The sequence below is a fragment of the Bradyrhizobium sp. CIR18 genome (assembly GCF_014198295.1).
Classification (GTDB): domain Bacteria; phylum Pseudomonadota; class Alphaproteobacteria; order Rhizobiales; family Xanthobacteraceae; genus Bradyrhizobium.
This window is the reverse complement of the sequence record NZ_JACIHF010000001.1, coordinates 542,718-558,784: the sequence shown is the minus strand read 5'-3', so window position 1 is coordinate 558,784 and position 16,067 is coordinate 542,718. Positions and strand designations below refer to the sequence as shown.

Below are 16,067 nucleotides of genomic sequence, written 5' to 3'. Positions count from 1 at the left end.
CGCTAGACATTCGGAGTGTCATGATTGCCAGCCGCAGACGTATGCCTCTTTGGAGGAGGTTACGATGTCGGACTTTGGTTTCTTGAATACTCATCGGACATGGGAAGACTGGTGCGGGATGCTGCTCGGCGCGCTCATCGTGGCTTCGCCGTGGTTTCCCGTCCAGGATCCGGCGATTGCCGGGCACCCGACGGCGATCCTGAATGCGGTCGCAATCGGCCTGGTCGTATTTGGCATCAGCCAGCTCGAATATGTCGCCTTGCAGCGTTGGCAGGAGGTGACGACGATCCTCGTCGGATTGTGGCTCATCGCCTCGCCTTACGCCCTCGGCTATTCCGCTGACGGCTTTCTCCGCATCTACCACACGAGCCTCGGCGCGGCGGTGGTGCTGTTGGGCATCCTTCAGCTGTGGCAGGACTGGGATCTGAATGATCAGGACATGCTCAAGCACGGACGATAGGCCGTAGCTGTCGGCAGGCCCGCTGGCTACGGGCGGCGGGCCTGTGCTCTCACCTCGCCACGAGGTCCGCATAATCCGGATGTTTTTCGATCCATGCCTTCACGAACGGGCATTGCGGGATCAGCTTCAATCCGGCGGCGCGGACCTGGTCGAGCGCGCCTTGCACCAGCTTCGAGCCGACGCCCTTGCCGCCGAGCTCCTTTGGTACGTCGGTGTGCTCGAACGTGATGACGCCGCCGTCGAGCTTGTAATGCTCGGTCGCAACATGGCCCTCGACCTCGAGCTCGAAGCAGTGATGGTCCTTGTTGTCGATGACGTCGCTCATGTCGTCGCACCTCCAATTGCGATCCTCGCGCGAAGCGGTAACGCGTGGTCAGGTCGCCTGGTTTCAGTAGCTGAGGTCGTTCGGTTCAATCGGCCGCTTTGGCGAGCCTGGAATCTTCGGGCTGCTGCGGCGGACGCAGGCATCCCTGGCAGATGACCAGGGAGCGGTTGACCCTGGCATCCTGCTCGGCCTCGCTGCCGTCCTGCGCTTGCCACCACTCCTTCGAATGGGGCTGAAGTCCGGCTTGCGAGCCGTTCCGCTCGGATCGGGCCGAGGTCCGCGCTGGCTGTGCTGCTGCCCGCGGCCGATTGGGATCCTCGCCGGCGCCATCCCAGGCATAACGTGCAGGCTTGAAGGCGGGATCGGAGGCCAGATGCGCTTGTGGCGCCACGGCACATCCGGCGAGCGCCAGCGACAACAGGAGGAAGGCGGGCGCTTTGACCATGATGCGACACTCTGTACGCGAGAACTGAGGAAGGGTGCGCCGATCATGTTTAAAATTCTCTGAACGATTGCGGCCGCGCCGGCGACAAACGCGCATGCGCTATTTGATGCTTCTGCTCGCTCTGTTCGCCTCCGCCGCGCGCGCCGAGGATGCAAAGCCGTTCGATCCCTCCGACTATCCGCCCGGCGTGCAGAAGGCACTGCGCTACGCCAATGAGGAATGCACCAGCCAGGACGGTGGCGAGGTGACCTTCGCGCCCGATACGGTGCGCAAGATCGACCTGACCGGTGACGGCCGCGACGACTACATCGTCGATTTCCAGGACACCAAATGCGGCGATCGCGAGACGACCTATTGCGGAACTGGCGGCTGCGTCATCAACATCCTGGTGACGCTGCCGGACGGCAACATTCGCCCGGTGTTTGACGGCTATGTCCTCCGCTACAAGATCATGGCCCCGCCGATGAAGCGCGGCGCTGCGCGCACCGTCCGCTTCGATCTTCATGGCAGCTTCTGCGGCGGCTTTGGCCCGCAGACCTGCGTCAAGCAGAAGGCTATCACGGCGACGCCGTTTGCGTTCAAGCAACCGTAGGGGAGCCGTGCATCCGGCGGCCTTGCAGGGGCGCGGGCGATGGCGATAAATGGACTGCAATGAGCCGGCGGCCAGCGCGCCGTCAGCCCTCGAAGAGGAATTCCCATGCAGCCCCTGCGCATGTCGCGCCGCGTCATGAATCTCGCTTACATGCTGACCCAGAATGCCCGGCGGCATGGCGCGCGTCCCGGTTTCGTCTGGGGTGACAAATCCTGGAGCTGGCGGCAGATCGATGCGCAGGTCTCGGCGTTGGCCGCAGCGCTCGCCGCGCGTGGCATTGCCAAGGGCGACCGTATCCTGGTCCATTCCAAGAATGGCGACGAGATGTTCTTCTCGATGTTCGCCGCGTTCCGGCTCGGCGCGGTCTGGGTGCCCACCAATTTCCGCCTGATGCCGGATGAGGTCACCTATCTGGCAGAGGCCTCCGGCGCCAAGGCGTTTCTGTGCCATGTCGATTTTCCCGAGCATGCGGCGGCGGTGAAGGGCGGTGCGCTGGAGTTCACTTGGAGCGTCGACGGCAAGGGCGCGTTCGGCGAGCGCTCGGTTGCTGAGGCCATTGCCTCGCAGGCCGGCGCCAATGTCGCGAATGTCGCTGTCGAACACGACGACCCCTGCTGGTTCTTCTTCACCTCGGGCACCACCGGCCGCCCCAAGGCCGCGGTGCTGACCCACGGACAGATGGGCTTTGTGATCACCAACCATCTCGCCGATCTGACGCCCGGCGTCACCGAGAATGACGCCTCGCTGGTGGTGGCGCCGCTGTCGCATGGCGCCGGCGCGCATCAGTTGGTGCAGACCGCGCGCGGCGTCTGCACCGTTTTGCTGCCGACCGAGAAATTCGACATCAACGAAGCGTTCCGCCTGATCGAGACCCATCGGGTCGCCAATCTCTTCACGGTGCCGACGATCCTCAAGATGATGGTCGAGCACCCCGCCGTCGACAAATACGATCACTCCTCGCTTCGGCACGTGATCTATGCGGGCGCGCCGATGTATCGCGAGGATCAGAAGACCGCGCTGAAGAAGCTCGGCAAGGTCATCGTGCAGTATTTCGGCCTTGGCGAGGTCACCGGCAACATCACCGTGCTGCCGGCGGCGCTGCACGATCCCGTGGACGGCCCGCACGCGAAGATCGGCACCTGCGGCTTCGAGCGCACCGGCATGCAGGTCTCGATCCAGGATGATGAAGGCCGCGAGCTCGCAGCCAACCAGAGCGGCGAGATCTGCGTGATCGGGCCGGCGGTGCTCGCAGGCTATTACGACAATCCCGAAGCCAATGCGAAGGCGTTCCGCAACGGCTGGTTCCGCACCGGCGACCTCGGCCACATGGACGAGGAGGGGTTCGTCTACATCACGGGCCGCGCCTCCGACATGTACATCTCCGGCGGCTCCAACATCTATCCGCGCGAGATCGAGGAGAAGATCTTGACGCATCCCGCGGTCGGCGAGGTCGCCGTGCTCGGCGTGCCCGATCCGACCTGGGGCGAAGTCGGCGTCGCCGTCTGCGTGGCGCGCGAAGGTGCGAAGGCGGTGAGCGAGGCCGATATGGCGGCGTTCCTTTCGCCGAAGGTGCCGCGCTACAAGATGCCGAAGCGGTTCTTCTTCTGGGAGGCCTTGCCGAAATCCGGCTATGGCAAGGTGCCGAAGCGCATGGTGCGTGATGAGCTCGAGGCGCGCGGGCTGCTCGATCTCGACAAGACGAAGGCGGGCTGAGCGCAGGTGATGCGGAATATCAAGCAGCCGGGCGCGCCCATCGCGGAACGCATTCAATGGGTGGAGGCGAGGGGGCGCGCCTTCTCCTTCACGCTTCAGGCAGGTCTGCCGCTGCTGGAAGCCGCGCGGCGCGGCTTTGCGGCCGAAGGTTTTACGAGCGGCGTGCTGAACTTCAGGCAGGGCGCGCTCAAGCCTTTCGCCTATGTCATGCCGGCGCTGTCGAAGACCGGCGAGAACGCGGCGTTCTACAGCGACACGTACCGGCCCGGCGGCGTGACGCGCACGAAGCTCGGCTCCATGACGCTCGGCACGCGCGACGGCGCGCCGTTCTTTCACTGCCATGGGCTGTGGACAGAGGCGGATGGCAAGGCCAGCGGCGGCCACATGCTGCCAGACGAGACTGTTGTCGCCAAACCGTTCGAAGTCGACGCCTTCGGCATTGACGGCGCGATGTTCACTGCCGAGCCCGATCCCGAGACCAATTTCAAGCTGTTCGGGCCGGTGGCGGCTGCGCGCAGTGGCGCACGCACGACGAGCCGCGCCTTCGCGCTCCGGCTGCGCCCCAATCAGGACTTTGCCGGCGCGCTCGAAGAGTTCTGCCGTGCGCACGGCATCGCGCGCGCGAAGATCCATGGCGGCGTGGGCTCGACCATCGGCGCTCGCTTCAGCCATGGCAGGGTGACCGAGCCTTTCGCGACTGAGCTTGCGGTAACGGCCGGGCTGATCGGGCCCGGGCCCTCTGGCGCGCTCGAAGCCGCGCTCGACGCCGCGCTGGTCGACTACTCCGGCGGCTTGGCGGAGGGGCGCCTGGTCCGCGGCGACAATCCCGTGCTGATGACGATGGAGCTGGTGCTGGAGGCGCTGGACTAGGCTGCGACCGGGGCTCGCGCCGGGAGCCCCCTGCCACTTGCGTGGCATCATTGTTCCCGTTACGTTCCGGCTTGGAATGCCGGTCGCGGAACGGACGGAGAGACGGCTATGAGCCGGCGAGGTCATCGCACGATCAACCTGCCGGCGCCGTATCTGAAGCGGATCTGGCTCGACCCGTCGAAAGTTCACGATCGCGAGGCTTATCCGTTTTGCCTGCCCATCTTCCCGGATGATTTCGAGCTCAGCTTCGACACCGCCATCACGATCATCGTTGGAGAGAACGGCACCGGGAAGTCGACGATCCTCGAAGGCATCGCATCGCTCGCCGGCTACGACGATGCCGGGGGCGGCAAGGGCTACATGCCGGTCGATCATTCAGAGGCGCGCGAGAAGATGGGCGGCCAGCTCGGCAAGGCGCTGCGCGCGAGCTGGCTGCCGAAGATCAGCAATGGCTGGTTCTTTCGTGCCGAGAGCTTTTTCTCGGTCGCGCGGTATCTGGACAAGGCCGCGCGTGACGCCGGCCAGGTCGGTCCCGATTTCCTGTCGCACTCCCACGGCGAAGGCTTCCTGCGCTTTTTCGAGGAGCGCTGTCAGCGCCAGGGCATCTTCATCTTCGACGAGCCGGAATCGGCGCTGTCGCCGGCGCGCCAGATCGAGTTCTTGAAGCTGCTGCGACGCATGGAGGATTCCCGGATCTGCCAGGTCATCATGGCAACGCATTCGCCGATGCTGATGGCTTACCCGAATGCGCGGCTGCTGCGGCTCGGGAAATACGGGCTGGAGCCGGTGACGGTCGAGGCGACGGATCACTACCGGCTGATGCGCGAGTTTTGTTCGGATCCGCACGGGTTCGTCGAGGCGACGCTGGCGGAATGAATGTACCATCCGGTGCTCCTTCGCGCGGTTTCCCGTTCTCGCGGCACATCGTGCCCGAGCTTTTGCTTCACGTGCCGCCCTCAAAAATGCCGAGGGCGCAGGGAAGGCCGGGTGCCGGCTGGCACCCGCGGTCCACTGTGCGAAAGCGTGTGCTTAAAAAGCTGCACAGCGGCATACAGGTGAAGCCAAACATCCGACCTTCCCTGCGCAGTGGTTTTACGGCTTATGTCGTGATCTCCCCGGGGAGCGATGCACTATTGCCCCCGTCGCCTTGCGGATAGCTGATGCGCGCGCCCGGTCGGGCCGCAACATCACCGCAACACTTGGCGCACAGACCCCGGGCGCCAGGACCACACGATTTTGCCGTACGCAGGCTGCACCGGTCGTGTGCGCGTTAGTCCTTGCTCACGGTGTGACCCGCCCTGCAAACCACCTTCGCGCCGACGCAGCCCGCGTCCACCACGTCCCATCCCGCGTGTCGTGACGATCGCGATGCGCCCCTCGGCCGGGTTGGGATGTCCTTCTATACGATAATCCGAACTTCTGATAAAGAGAAATATTTCAACTCGGTGGCGTTGACCCTCCCATGGGTGTTTTGCCCGCCGGGTCGCGCAACAGCTTGTGGGTCGTGCCGAGCTCCGCCGCAACGGCGCCACGAACCGGTCTCCCCTCGGCCCCAAAATGCGCTAGGATGACCGCAGCGCGCATTCCAAGTCGCGCACGATCAACTGGACGTATGAGGAAACGAGATGAGGGTGACGATTGGACGGCGCACGGCCATGGCTGCGGCGCTGGCTGTGGTTGGGGCGGCAGGCTTGACGGCGACTTTGGGCCCGGCTTTTTCACCGGCGGCCTGGGCGCATGGGCCGACCCGGCAGAAGGTGCGGGAATCCATCGAGATCAACGCGCCGCAGGACAAGGTCTGGGCCGCGATCCGCAACTTCCAGGACATGGGCTGGCTTCCGCCCGTCACCAAGACCACCGGCGAGAAGGGCAACGAGGTCGGCGCGACGCGCCAGCTGACGCTGACGGGCGGGGCGACTGTCGATGAGGAGCTCTACAAATACGAGCCCGACATGATGAGCTATTCGTACCGGATCACCAAGGTCGACGTGAAGGTGCTGCCGGTGACAAATTATTCCTCGACGTTGACGGTGTCGCCGGCTTCCGACGGCAAATCCAAGCTGGAATGGGCCGGGGCGTTCTACCGCGGCTTTCCCAACAACGATCCGCCGCCGGAGCTGAGCGACGAGGCCGCGATGAAGGCCGTGAGCGGGCTCTACAAGACCGGCCTCGAAGCCCTGAAGAAGAAGATCGAGAGCGGTAGCTGATCGTGCGGATGCTGGTTCTGGCGGCGCTTGCCGCCAGCCTTTGTCATGCCAGCCTCGGCAGCGCCGCTGCCGAGGAGGCGTTCGTCACCAACCAGCTCAGCGACGATCTGATGGTCGTGGATCTCGCCGCAGCACGCAGCGTCGCGACCATCCCGATCGGCGGCAAGCCGGCCGGAATCGCCGTCAGCGCCGACGGACGCTTCGCCTATGTCACGAGCCCGGATGCCAAGGCGGTGACGGTGGTGGACGCCGCAACGCGGCAGGTGACGGGCCGGATCGAGGTCGGCGGCGGGCCGCTCGGCATTGCGGTGGCGCCCGATGGCAAGTCCGTCTATGTCGCCGATTGGTACGCGGCGGCGGTGCGGGTGATCGATGCGGCCTCGCGCAGCGTCACAGCCAGCATCGCGGTCGGCGCTTCGCCATCGGGTCTTGCGGTGACGCCCGACGGCAAGCTGCTGCTCTCGGCGGACCGCGATGACGACAGCGTCTCGGTCGTGGACACCGCGACGCGCCAGCGCAAGGCGACGATCAAGGTCGGCACCCGTCCGTTCGGCGTTACCATCGATGCCGACGGCAAGCGCGCCTACACCGCCAATGTCGGCTCCGACGACGTCTCCGTGATCGACATTGCAGAAGGGAGCGAGATCGGCCGCGTGCCGGTCGGCATGCGCCCCTATGCGGTGGCGCTGACGCTAGGCCGCGGCTTCGTCACCGATCAATATGGCGGCACCGTCAGCGTGTTCGATCTGGCGAGCCTGAAGCCGATCAAGCGCATCAATGTCGGCGACTATCCTGAGGGCATCAACGCCACCGCTGACGGCAAGCGCATCATCGTCGCGTGCTGGGAGAGCAATACGCTTGATATCATCGACGCAGCCGAGCTGAAGGTGATCGGCGAGATCAAGACCGGCGATGGCCCAAGGGCGTTCGGAGCGTTCCTGCGCAAGACGGAGTAGGGTGTGTAGGGCGGATTAGCGCAGCGTAATCCGCCATCTTGCATCGGCGATCGATCGGCGGATTACGCTGCGCTAATCCGCCCTACGATTGCACACCGCGTCTGCAATCTCCTCCATCCGCTCAAACACGTGATCCGGCCCGTGTGCCCGCAGCGCTGCCGGTGCCGCATAGCCCCAGCACACCGCGCCGCAGGCAATCCCGACGCTGCGCGCTGCCTCGATGTCGCGCACCTCGTCGCCGATCGCGATGACCTGGCCGGGCTCCACGCCGGCGCGCCGGATGACGCGGCGGAATTTCGCGGGCTTGCCGAACAGCGAGGCCGAGCAGTCGAAATGCGAAAACAGCGCGGCGGTCTCGCCAAGCTTCTCGCGCGCATTGGCCTCGCTGTCGGACGTCACCAGCGCGAGCTGCACGTCGTTGTCCGTCAGCGACCGCAGCACGGTCTCGACGCCCGCAAACAGCGAGATCTCGCCAGTTGCCTCCGCCTTCAGCCGCCGCGCATGCCCCGCGATTGCCGGTAGCTTCCACAGCGGCACTTCGAGGCGGCTGAGGATCTCCCGCGTCGAAGCATGCCGCAGCCCCTCGACGTCCTCATCCCGCACGCGGCGAAAGCCGAAGCGGTCGGCGATGTCGTTGACGGTGCGCAGGAACCACGGAAAGCTGTCGGCGAGAGTGCCGTCGAGATCGAAGATGGCGAGGGAGTAGGGCATGTGAGGAAAGGCTCCGGATGTCGCTTCGTCCATCCGGCGATTGAACTAGAATTTCCACACGGTGTCTTCGGTCCAGCCCAACGCAGCGAACTCGGCGGCCCGGAGCGGGGCTTCTCCCTCGGCAAAGAACTCGTCGAGCTGAGGCGGGGCGACGGCTGTCTCGGACAGCATGGCGTGCGCCTGACCGCGATGATGGATCTGATGCTGGAAGAGATGCATCAGGAGCCGGTCGCGGCGCTCGGTTTGCACCTGCGTGTCGCGATTGATCTTCACGATGTCATCGAGTCGTGCGGGCGTCAGCGTATCGCAGATGGCGATCAGCCGCTTGTCGAGCGCAGCTTGAGCGGGCTTCAGCGCGGCAAGGGAAGGGTAGGGCACTTCGTTTTTCCAGGCCGCCGGTCCGAGCCAGCCCCCCTCCAGCGCATCGATATAGAAGAGATCGATGACATGGATGTGGTTCAGGGTGCGCTGCAGGCTCGGAAAGAAGCCGGTGCGGTGGGCTTCGAATTCAACCTGGGACAGCGCGGCGCAAGCCGAGAGCAGCCGATGGTTGGCCCAGGCATTGTTGTGGGCGAAGGCGCGATAGGTCTGCACGAGTCCAGCGGACATGTTGGTTCGTCCCGATCGGATAGTGGCGGATTACGCTACGCTAATCCGCCCTACAGCGCTGCGGCTTCAATGCAAAGCTGCTACTCCGCCGCCTCGCTCGTGCTCCTTCGCTTCGGCTTCCGTGCCTTCTTCAGCACCGGCTCCAGGAATTTGCCCGTGTAGCTCCGCGGCGCCTTCGCGATGTCTTCCGGCGGGCCCCAGGCGACGATCTCGCCGCCGCCGTCGCCGCCTTCGGGGCCGAGGTCGATGACCCAGTCGGCGGTCTTGATGACTTCGAGATTGTGCTCGATGACGACGACCGTGTTGCCCTGTGCGACCAGCTCGTGCAGCACTTCCAGGAGCTTCTTGACGTCGTGGAAGTGCAGGCCGGTGGTGGGCTCGTCCAGGATGTAGAGCGTGCGGCCGGTGGCGCGCTTGGACAGCTCTTTTGCCAATTTGACGCGTTGCGCTTCACCGCCCGAGAGTGTTGTCGCCTGTTGGCCCACGTGAATGTAATCGAGACCGACGCGGTGCAAGGTTTGAAAAGTCTCGCGCACGCGCGGCACCGCCTTGAAGAACTCGGCGGCTTCCTCGACGGTCATGTCGAGCACGTCGGCGATTGACTTGCCCTTGAACAGGACTTCGAGCGTCTCGCGGTTGTAGCGCTTGCCCTTGCAGACGTCGCAGGTGACGTAGACGTCGGGCAGGAAGTGCATCTCGATCTTGATGACGCCGTCGCCCTGGCAGGCCTCGCAGCGGCCGCCCTTGACGTTGAAGGAGAAGCGGCCGGGCTCGTAGCCGCGCGCCTTGGACTCGGGCAGGCCGGCGAACCATTCGCGGATCGGCGTGAAGGCCCCGGTGTAGGTTGCAGGGTTCGAGCGCGGCGTGCGGCCGATCGGCGACTGGTCGATATCGATGATCTTGTCGATGTGCTCGAGGCCCTCGATGCGGTCGTGCGGGGCGGCGCCCTCGCTGGCATTGTTCAGCTTGCGGGCGATGGACTTGTAGAGCGTGTCGATCAGCAGCGTCGACTTGCCGCCGCCGGACACGCCGGTGACGGCGGTGAACAGGCCGAGCGGAATTTCGGCGGTGACGTTCTTGAGATTGTTGCCGCGCGCGTTGACCACCTTGATGGTGCGGCGGTGGTTCGGCGGGCGCCGCTCCGGCACCTCGACCTCGAGCTCGCCGGTCAGGTACTTGCCGGTCAGCGATTTCGGGTTGCGCATGATCTCGGCGGGCGTGCCTTCGGCAATGATGTTGCCGCCATGCATGCCGGCGCCGGGGCCGATGTCGAGGACGTGGTCGGCGAGCAGGATGGCGTCCTCGTCATGCTCGACCACGATCACGGTGTTGCCGAGGTCGCGCAGTCGCTTGAGGGTGTCGAGCAGGCGGGCGTTGTCGCGCTGGTGCAGGCCGATCGAGGGCTCGTCCAGCACGTAGAGCACGCCCGTCAGGCCCGAGCCGATCTGCGAGGCCAGGCGGATGCGCTGGCTCTCGCCGCCGGACAACGTGCCGGAGGAGCGCGACAGCGTGAGGTAGTTGAGGCCGACGTCGAGCAGGAAGGTCAGGCGCTCGCGGATTTCCTTCAGGATGCGGCCGGCGATCTCGTTCTGCTGCGCGTTCAGCGCCTCCGGCACGGTCTCGAACCATGCACCGGCGCCCTTCACCGACAGCTCGGAAATCTCGCCGATGTGCTTGCCGCCGATCTTGACGCAGAGCGCCTCGGGCTTGAGCCGAAAGCCCTTGCAGCCCTCGCAGGGCACGTCGTGGAAATACTTCGCCAGCTCCTCGCGCGCCCACTCGCTCTCGGTCTCGCGGTAGCGGCGGTTGATGTTGGTGATGACGCCCTCGAACGGCTTCTTGGTGTCGTAGGAGCGCACCCCGTCCTCGTAGGAGAACTTGATCTCGTCCTCGCCGGAGCCGTGGAGGATGGCGTTCTGAGTCTTCTTGGCCAGGTCCTTCCACTTGGTGGTCAGCGTGAACTTGTAGTGCTTGCCGAGCGCGGTCAGCGTCTGCACGTAATAGGGCGACGACGACTTGGCCCAGGGCGCAATCGCGCCCTTGCCGATCGCGAGCTCCTTGTCGGGGATGACGAGGTCTTCGTCGACATGCTGCTCGACGCCGAGGCCGCCGCAGGCCGGACACGCGCCGTAGGGGTTGTTGAACGAGAACAGGCGCGGCTCGACCTCGGGGATGGTGAAGCCGGAGACCGGGCAGGCGAACTTTTCCGAGAACAGGATGCGCTCGGGGCCGCTCTTGTCGTGGATCTTCGCCGTCTTCTTTTTCTCTTCCGCGGGCGCGGCCGCGGGTGCGTCGGCGAACTCGACGACGGCAAGGCCCTCGGCAAGCTTCAGCGCGGTCTCAAAGCTCTCGGCGAGGCGCTGGCCGATGTCGGCGCGCACCACGATGCGGTCGACGACGACGTCGATGTCGTGCGGGAATTTCTTGTCGAGCGTCGGCGCCTCGGCGAGCTCATGGAAAGTGCCGTCGATCTTGACGCGCTGAAAGCCCTTCTTGAGCCATTCGGCGAGCTCCTTGCGGTACTCGCCCTTGCGGCCGCGCACGACCGGCGCGAGCAGATAGAGGCGGGTGCCCTCGGGCAGCGCCAGCACGCGGTCGACCATCTGCGACACGGTTTGGCTCTCGATCGGCAGGCCGGTGGCCGGCGAATAGGGCACGCCGACGCGCGCCCAGAGCAGGCGCATGTAGTCGTAGATCTCGGTCACGGTGCCGACGGTGGAGCGCGGGTTCTTCGACGTCGTCTTCTGCTCGATCGAGATCGCCGGCGACAGGCCGTCGATCTGGTCGACATCAGGCTTCTGCATCATCTCGAGGAACTGGCGCGCATAGGCCGACAGCGATTCGACGTAGCGGCGCTGGCCCTCGGCATAGATGGTGTCGAAGGCGAGCGAGGATTTGCCGGAGCCGGAGAGGCCGGTGAACACCACCAGCTTGTCGCGGGGAATCTCGACGTCGATGTTCTTGAGGTTGTGCTCGCGCGCGCCACGGATAGTAATTGCGCGCAGGCTGGAGCCCGCGTTCTGTTGTTGGCGCTTCGCCTTGATCACTTCATCCATCCGAGTTGCCCTCAAGGAATCCCATGGGTGCGCGACCGCGCCAATAAAAAAGGCGCGCTCGCCCGGAACCGGGATCGGCGCCGATGGGGTTGTCAGCGAACGTAGGAAGAACGGAGACGGATTTCCAGTGGGACTTGCGAATCGTCAACGGAATGTTGGCGCGCTGGCGGCATCTGGCAGCAGGAGCTTTTCGGAACTGCGCGGCAAGGTGCCGCAAAAACAAAAAGGCCGGCGCAAGGCCGGCCTTTCGTGACGATGGGACGTCGGTAGCGATCAGGACTTCAGATCAATACCGGGCGACCACGGGGCCGCCGAAGGTGTAGTTGAGGCGGACGGTACCCATGTCGACGTCCTGCTTGATCCGGTCGATGCGGTCGTTGACGCCGAGGATCGTGAACGAGTTGTTGCGCTTGCCCATGAACAGATGGTCGTATTCGATCGCAACAGACCAGTTCGGTGCGAAGCCGAATTCGATGCCGGTGCCGACCGCGCCACCCCAGCGGGTCTCGCTCGCGCTATCGAGGACGACGCCACCCAGCAGACCGTTATATTTGGCGTGCGTGACGGCCGCGCCACCCTTCACGTACCAGAGCACGTTGTTCCAGGCATAGCCGACTTGGCCGGTGAACAGGCCAATTGCGTCGATCTTGGTCTGGTTGACCAGCGGGCCAAGCACCAAGCTCGTATTCGAGCCCTTCAGGTTGGCCCAGTCGCCCTGAGCTTCGAGGCCGAACACCCAATTGGCCGACTGCCAGCGATAACCGACCTGGCCGCCGACGACGCCGCCGGTCGCATTGTGACAGCCTTCAGCCGTGTCCGGACCGGCAATGCCGAAGATATTGTTGACGTCCCAGCAGTTGCGGCTCGAGGCGCCGCCGCCGTTGATACCGATGTAGAAACCGCTCCAATTGTACATCGCGATCGGCGCGACCGGAGCCTTGGTGTAGGGGCGGGCCGCCAAATCGGCCGCCGAGGCGGGTGCCAACGCGCTAAGTGCGAACAAGCTGGCCGAAGCCAGCAAAAGCTTCTTCATATCCATTCCCCAGTTCCGTTTCTCTTTCTGGACTTCCGAAAAGCGGAAGAGCCAGCGGACCTATAATGTCATTGCTTTACACCATTAAAGCCAAAGGTTGTGTCACCCGGGGGCCACATCTCTGCGAAAACGCGAGCGGGCCGGTTGGCGCGCAAAAAACAAAAAGGCCGGCGCGAGGCCGGCCTTTCGTAACGCGAGGCGTTGAAGTGTAGCTTAGTACTTGGCGACCACGGGGGCGCCGAAGTGATAGTTCACGCCGACCTGCACGGTGTGGAAGTTGAGCGTGCCGGTGGTGACCGGAGCGCCGAGACCGGAGAAGTAGGTCTCGCCGCCGAGGCTGCGATAGAGGTACTCGCCCTTGACCGACCACTGCGGAGCGAAGAACGCCTCGACGCCGGCGCCGACGGTCCAGCCCGAGTGGAACTTGCTGTCGGAGACAGTCACGCCGAGCGCGCTGACGCTGACCTTGTTGTCGATCCAGGCGTAACCACCGGTGCCGTAGAACAGCACGTTGTTGACGGCCCAGCCGATGCGGCCGCGGACGGTGCCGAGCGCGTCGGTCTTGGACGACACGGTGATGCCGAGAGCAGTCGCCGAGGCGCTGACGTCAGCCCAGGAACCATCGGCCTCGATGCCGAACACGACGTTGCCGGCCTGCCAGTTGTAGCCGGCGGTGCCGCCGACGAAGCCACCCTTCATCTTCGGGTCGCCGGAAGCGTTTTCCCAGGCGCCGCCACCGACGATACCGAGATAGAAGCCGGTCCAGTTGTAGACGGCAGCCGCCGGAGCGATCGGAGCCTTGGTGTAGGGGCGGGCTGCGAGGTCGGCCGCCGAAGCGGGCGCAGCGAGAGCGAACAAACAGGCCGAAGCCAACAAAACCTTCTTCATTTTCAACTAATCCCAGTCCCAGTTTCTGTTGTTGCCTTCCTGACCGGAAGGGCAGCGGACTCAACGGCCCAACTAACGCCGTGCTTACACCACTAAAGCCGCAAGTTGTGTCTCCGAAAAGCCACATCGGTCGAAAAGGTGATGGTTACTGACTTATTGCCCCCCGTTCATGTCTCGCCAAACGAAAAAGGCCGGCGCGAGGCCGGCCTTAAACGTCAATGATGTCAGAGGGATATCAGTACCGCGCGACGCCCTGCGCACCCCAGTTGAAGTGATAATTCACGCCTGCCTTGACCGTGTGGACGGTATCGGTCCACTCGGACCGGTTGGTCACGACGGGGCTGTACTGAATCGTGCTCTTGCCGAAATCGATATAGTTGTATTCGACCTTGGCCGACCAGTTCGGAGCGAACATGTATTCCGCGCCGGCGCCGACGGTCCAACCCCAGCGGGTGTTGTTCTGGATGAAGACGTTTCCGGGGACGCCATCGTAGCGATGCTGAATGTCGCCGACCGCAGCGCCGCCGCTGACGAAGAAGAGAGCGGGGCCGGTCGAGTAGCCGAGACGGCCCTTGATGTCGCCGAAACCGCGGATTCTCGTGAAATAGGTGTCGCCGAGGCCGGCATTGATCTCGGCCGAACGACCGTTGATGTCAGCCCAATGATAGTCGCCCTCGATGCCGAACACCCAGTTGGCCGCCTGCCAGTTGTAGCCGACCACGCCACCGACAAAGCCGCCGGTGGTGTCGTAGTTCTGACTTCCCGCAAAGAGCGCCGTATTCGGACCGCCAAAGAAGGTTTCGTCGCTGCGGCCCCAGGCACCACCGCCCTGCACACCGAGGTAGAAGCCGGTCCAGGTATAGATCGGAGCGGGGGGCGCGACCGGCGCCTTTGTATAGGGACGCGCTGCGAGATCCGCAGCACCGGCCGGAGCCGAGAGGGTCAGCGCAACCGCGCCGGCGAAGCCAAACAAAATCTTCTTCACTGTAATCTCCCCAGTCGTGTCCGCCTCTCTGAGTTCCCCAAGGCGGACGATCAGGCGCGAGGCCCATTGCATCAATTCCAGGCACGACGATAGCTCGATTCTGCGGCAGAGTCCGTGCCCGGAGTGCAACAGTTGGATGTAATCGACCTACCTCTAACTTAATGAATGTTAAGTAGTTTTTGCCGTTCACGGGAACCCGATTTGGTTCCATCCCGATTGCCATCGCAGCGCCATCTGGATGCCATCGCGTCTCCACATTTGGCGGCGATTTCTGAAGGAACAAATCTGGAACAGATCGCCGGTCGGTGCTATATGTGGGGATAACCTCGGGGGTGATGGGCTGATCAGCCCCTGCAAGCGTATAGGGTCGCCTTAACAGGGCGCAGAGGAACGCGGGCAGCGCGCTCGGCCTTAGGAAATTCAGTGGCATTCGGAGTGGAGAGCGGCGATGGCGGGAAGCGTCAACAAGGTCATTCTGGTTGGAAATCTCGGCAAGGATCCTGAAATCCGCCGCACCCAGGACGGGCGGCCGATCGCGAATCTGAGCATCGCCACCTCCGAGACCTGGCGCGACAAGAACAGCGGCGAGCGCAAGGAAAAGACCGAGTGGCATCGCGTCGTGATCTTCAATGAAGGGCTCTGCAAGGTCGCCGAGCAATACCTGAAGAAGGGCGCGAAGGTTTACATCGAGGGCGCGCTCCAGACTCGCAAATGGACCGACCAGAGCGGCGTCGAGAAGTACTCGACCGAGGTCGTGCTCCAGGGCTTCAATTCGACGCTCACGATGCTCGATGGCCGTGGCGGCGGCGGAGGAGGCGGCAGCTTCGGCGACGAGCCGGGCGGCGATTTCGGTTCCTCCGGGCCCGTCAGCAGCGCACCGCGCCGTCCCGTCGCCGCCGGCGGCGGTGGCCGCAACAGCGACATGGACGACGACATCCCGTTCTGAGCACGGACCGGGACGATGAGGGGGCGCTGGCCGGCTGAGCGGCGCCTTCTCATTTCGTGTCAGCAAACCTTACTAATCGGCAGGAAGGGCTCGGGTTTTCCGGGCCCGCTTCATGTTTGGGTTGAACTCGGATTGCCCAGCGCAATCGCGTCGAAGGGCGCGTTGACGCGCGATCGACAGGGGTCCCAGAGGCGATTTCGGAAGGCCTGTTCCCGGTCCCTCCGAGACGCTCCCCTTAAGGCCGTAAGCTATTGGAAAAATAAGCGGAAAA

The 16,067-nt window shown here is 64.2% G+C and carries 17 protein-coding genes; 9 read left to right on the top strand and 8 right to left on the bottom strand.

The features are described from left to right. The first annotated feature begins 118 nt into the window (after positions 1-118). Positions 119-460 (top strand): SPW repeat protein, encoded by a 342-nt coding sequence (locus tag GGD65_RS02750; protein WP_312013773.1) that lies wholly within the window; start codon positions 119-121, stop codon positions 458-460. A 49-nt stretch (positions 461-509) separates the two neighbouring features. On the opposite strand, the gene GGD65_RS02745 is transcribed toward GGD65_RS02750, so the two are convergent. Beyond that, the gene (locus GGD65_RS02745) at positions 510-785 is read right to left on the bottom strand and encodes a GNAT family N-acetyltransferase (RefSeq protein ID WP_092257871.1); all 276 of its coding nucleotides are present in this window, start codon (positions 783-785) and stop codon (positions 510-512) included. Positions 786-870: 85 nt separating this feature from the next. Beyond that, positions 871-1,230 (bottom strand): hypothetical protein, encoded by a 360-nt coding sequence (locus GGD65_RS02740; protein WP_018317901.1) that lies wholly within the window; start codon positions 1,228-1,230, stop codon positions 871-873. Between the two features lie 94 nt (positions 1,231-1,324). Between GGD65_RS02740 and GGD65_RS02735 the strand changes: the two genes are divergently transcribed. The 6 genes from GGD65_RS02735 (at position 1,325) to GGD65_RS02710 (ending at position 7,568) form a co-directional block, all read left to right on the top strand. Beyond that, complete coding sequence (locus tag GGD65_RS02735; protein WP_183234348.1) at positions 1,325-1,822, top strand: hypothetical protein; 498 nt, start codon at positions 1,325-1,327, stop codon at positions 1,820-1,822. 105 nt (positions 1,823-1,927) lie between these two features. Then, a complete protein-coding gene (locus GGD65_RS02730) occupies positions 1,928-3,535 on the top strand; it encodes an acyl-CoA synthetase (protein ID WP_183234347.1) in 1,608 nt (535 codons plus the stop codon). A 9-nt stretch (positions 3,536-3,544) separates the two neighbouring features. Further along, a complete protein-coding gene (locus GGD65_RS02725; protein ID WP_183234346.1) occupies positions 3,545-4,405 on the top strand; it encodes a PCC domain-containing protein in 861 nt (286 codons plus the stop codon). A gap of 108 nt (positions 4,406-4,513) precedes the next feature. Beyond that, positions 4,514-5,281 (top strand): AAA family ATPase, encoded by a 768-nt coding sequence (locus tag GGD65_RS02720; RefSeq protein ID WP_179736603.1) that lies wholly within the window; start codon positions 4,514-4,516, stop codon positions 5,279-5,281. Between the two features lie 749 nt (positions 5,282-6,030). Further along, on the top strand, positions 6,031-6,612 hold the full coding sequence (locus GGD65_RS02715) for an SRPBCC family protein (protein ID WP_026201933.1): 582 nt from the start codon (positions 6,031-6,033) through the stop codon (positions 6,610-6,612). A 2-nt stretch (positions 6,613-6,614) separates the two neighbouring features. Beyond that, entirely contained in the window at positions 6,615-7,568 is a 954-nt protein-coding gene (locus tag GGD65_RS02710) for a cytochrome D1 domain-containing protein (RefSeq protein ID WP_183234345.1), read from the top strand. A 72-nt stretch (positions 7,569-7,640) separates the two neighbouring features. Here GGD65_RS02710 and GGD65_RS02705 read toward each other — a convergent pair whose 3' ends face one another. The 3 genes from GGD65_RS02705 to uvrA all read right to left on the bottom strand — a co-directional run bounded on the left by GGD65_RS02705 (position 7,641) and on the right by uvrA (position 11,944). Further along, positions 7,641-8,279 (bottom strand): HAD family hydrolase, encoded by a 639-nt coding sequence (locus GGD65_RS02705; RefSeq protein ID WP_183234344.1) that lies wholly within the window; start codon positions 8,277-8,279, stop codon positions 7,641-7,643. 45 nt (positions 8,280-8,324) lie between these two features. After that, positions 8,325-8,888, bottom strand: coding sequence for a DinB family protein (locus GGD65_RS02700; protein ID WP_179736611.1), 564 nt, complete (start codon positions 8,886-8,888; stop codon positions 8,325-8,327). An 80-nt stretch (positions 8,889-8,968) separates the two neighbouring features. Next, on the bottom strand, positions 8,969-11,944 hold the full coding sequence (uvrA, locus tag GGD65_RS02695; protein ID WP_104464777.1) for an excinuclease ABC subunit UvrA: 2,976 nt from the start codon (positions 11,942-11,944) through the stop codon (positions 8,969-8,971). Between uvrA and GGD65_RS02690 the strand changes: the two genes are divergently transcribed. Continuing rightward, complete coding sequence (locus tag GGD65_RS02690) at positions 11,928-12,197, top strand: hypothetical protein (protein WP_183234343.1); 270 nt, start codon at positions 11,928-11,930, stop codon at positions 12,195-12,197. The genes uvrA and GGD65_RS02690 overlap by 17 nt on opposite strands. Positions 12,198-12,230: 33 nt before the next feature. Here GGD65_RS02690 and GGD65_RS02685 read toward each other — a convergent pair whose 3' ends face one another. The 3 genes from GGD65_RS02685 to GGD65_RS02675 form a co-directional block, all read right to left on the bottom strand. Continuing rightward, complete coding sequence (locus GGD65_RS02685; RefSeq protein ID WP_026201934.1) at positions 12,231-12,977, bottom strand: outer membrane protein; 747 nt, start codon at positions 12,975-12,977, stop codon at positions 12,231-12,233. A 213-nt stretch (positions 12,978-13,190) separates the two neighbouring features. After that, a complete protein-coding gene (locus GGD65_RS02680; protein ID WP_018317911.1) occupies positions 13,191-13,865 on the bottom strand; it encodes an outer membrane protein in 675 nt (224 codons plus the stop codon). A 235-nt stretch (positions 13,866-14,100) separates the two neighbouring features. Continuing rightward, on the bottom strand, positions 14,101-14,850 hold the full coding sequence (locus GGD65_RS02675; protein WP_018317912.1) for an outer membrane protein: 750 nt from the start codon (positions 14,848-14,850) through the stop codon (positions 14,101-14,103). Between the two features lie 448 nt (positions 14,851-15,298). Between GGD65_RS02675 and GGD65_RS02670 the strand changes: the two genes are divergently transcribed. Further along, positions 15,299-15,796: a single-stranded DNA-binding protein gene (locus tag GGD65_RS02670; RefSeq protein ID WP_018317913.1), complete on the top strand. Its 498-nt coding sequence runs from the start codon at positions 15,299-15,301 to the stop codon at positions 15,794-15,796. Positions 15,797-16,067: the final 271 nt, after the last annotated feature.